This window comes from Anaerosporobacter sp., assembly GCF_965301125.1.
The window spans coordinates 1-2,239 of sequence record NZ_CBDLAM010000340.1 but is presented as its reverse complement, the minus strand read 5'-3'; the positions used below and the strand labels follow the sequence as shown (position 1 = coordinate 2,239).

Sequence of the window (2,239 nt, the reverse complement as noted above, 5' to 3'; positions counted from 1 at the left end):
TCTTTGAGAAATTGCACGGAAGGGTTTGCAATGATTAAAGTACTTAACAAAACACTTCCATTCAAAGGGAAGATTCCATGCGTAACTACGGATGATTATCAACAAATTATGAAACAACTTTGCGTTGATCAGTTCAAAAGTTTTGTGATTGATGATGCAGGGTATTTAATTACAAATCACTTTATGAGTAAACATAGTACTGTAGGTGGTGGAAATGCAGTATTCGGACTATATAACGATTTAGGAGATAGGTACTGGAATTTAATACAGTTCGTTATAAACAAGCTACCGAATGACAAAATTGTGTATATCGTTATGCATGAAGATACAAATGATTTTGGAGATATAAAGCCAAAGACAATTGGAAAGTTGCTTGATGAAAAAGTTTGCATTGAAGGCATGTTTACTATTGTGCTTCGTTGTGTTTGTGAAAATGGAGTACATAAATTCATTACTCAAACAGATGCCGGAGCAGTTAGTAAGTCACCAATTGGCATGTTTGAATCACTGGAAATTGACAACGATTTAAAGCTTGTTGATGAAACTATTAGAAGCTATTACGAATTATAAGAAAGAGGTAGAAAGAATGAAAAAACCAACAAACTATGAAACTACAGAAGTAACAGGAGAATTTACACCATTAAAGCCAGGTGGACACATTTGTAAGATCATGCAAGTAAAAGAAACAAAGTCAAGGAATAGCAACTTAGATATGCTTGAAATAAGCTTAGATATCGCAGAGGGAGAACAGAAAGATTATTACGCAAAAGCATACAGAAGTGATACTCGTACAGATAAAAAGTGGGGCTGTGTTGTTTATCTTGTAGTAGATGAATCTACTGAATATGGGGTTAAGAACCTTAAGACATTTACAACTAGCGTTGAAAAATCTAATCAAGGATTCCAAGTTGCCTGGGGAGATAACTTTGCAAAGTGCTTTGCTAATAAGCTTGTAGGTGGTGTATTTGGACGTGAGCAGTATCTTAATGCTAGTAATGAAGTTAAATGGTCCACAAAGTGTAGATGGTTCCGATCTGTAGATTCTATTAGAGTAGGTGTCGATGTTCCAGAGGATAAGCTTCTTACTGAAGGACAAGGACAAACTTCACAAAGTCAAGGACAACTTAATTACGGTAATGATGGATTTACAACAGCAGAGAATGAGGAATTACCATTCATGAGTTAGGAGTGATTCCTTGTGAAAAAGGAAGAATATCAAGAACGTATTGCTAATCTTAAATTAGAAATAACTGTACCAGAGATTTTAAACAAGTATGGAGTAGAGATAAAACGTGGCAGGTGCAAAGGAATCTGTCACGATGGGAAAGATCTAAATGCCAAGGTAACTGATAGATATATGCATTGCTATGTATGTGACAAATCTATGGATATATTTGCAATTACACAGCACTTTGAATATTGTGATTTCAATACAGCATTTGATTTGCTGGGTGGTAATAAGGAGATTAGCTTTACATCATTAATAAAGGCAAGACAGGCCAAAGCAAAAAGAGAAGATGCAAAGCGTGTACAAGCCAATAAGAAAGCTAAATTGCAACAGTTACACATGGAGATTACAGCGTACAGAAATATTGTACAAGAATCAGAACCTTTATCTGATTTATGGACCTATGCTTATAACAAGCTACAATACAGAATTTATTTACTAGAAGAGATGGGGTGATAACAATAGAAAATAAAGACATACTTACAATGACAGCAGAGTCAATACTTGAAGATGAAGTATTTTGCAATATCTTTGAGCAAGAAGATGAAATATATCGAGCAAGATTGTTATTAACTCTTACAGACAGAGCTAAAGATCTTGGAGTTAAGACAAAATTTGAGAAGATATATAAGGCTTACAGTAAGCAATACAAGGAATATGAAAAGAGCCTTTCACCACAGCAGCAACAATCAGGAACAGGTGTCACAGAGTTTAGTGATGATAAGTACGATGATATGCGTTGTGGTGCATGGATAGCGAATTCATATGGTGTTAAGACATTTACACCCTTTGGTGGCGAGGTTATAGCTTGTTATCACCCTATTCTACCAGTACAGTTACTTGTAAATGCTGAGACTGGTAAGGAAAAGATAAAGATTGCATATAAGAAACGTAACGCATGGAGAGAGATCATCATTGATAAAGGTGTTATAGCATCTGCTAATAAAATTGTGCAACTTGCAGAGTTTGGTATATCAGTTACAAGTGAGAATGCAAGGAACCTTGTAAAGT

Annotated in this window: 3 protein-coding genes and 1 pseudogene; all 4 read left to right on the top strand. The window is 35.2% G+C overall.

Annotated elements, in window-relative coordinates:
* Positions 1-570: AAA family ATPase (locus ACW2QF_RS19685; RefSeq protein WP_455717716.1), on the top strand; the 570-nt coding region annotated here is incomplete at its 5' end.
* Positions 571-586: 16 nt separating this feature from the next.
* The gene (locus tag ACW2QF_RS19680; protein WP_455717715.1) at positions 587-1,186 is read left to right on the top strand and encodes a hypothetical protein; all 600 of its coding nucleotides are present in this window, start codon (positions 587-589) and stop codon (positions 1,184-1,186) included.
* A 12-nt stretch (positions 1,187-1,198) separates the two neighbouring features.
* Positions 1,199-1,684, top strand: a complete 486-nt coding sequence (locus ACW2QF_RS19675) for a hypothetical protein (protein ID WP_455717714.1) — start codon at positions 1,199-1,201, stop codon at positions 1,682-1,684.
* Positions 1,681-2,239 (top strand): annotated as a pseudogene (locus tag ACW2QF_RS19670) (DUF927 domain-containing protein); the annotation flags it as partial. The gene ACW2QF_RS19675 and the pseudogene ACW2QF_RS19670, both read left to right, overlap by 4 nt.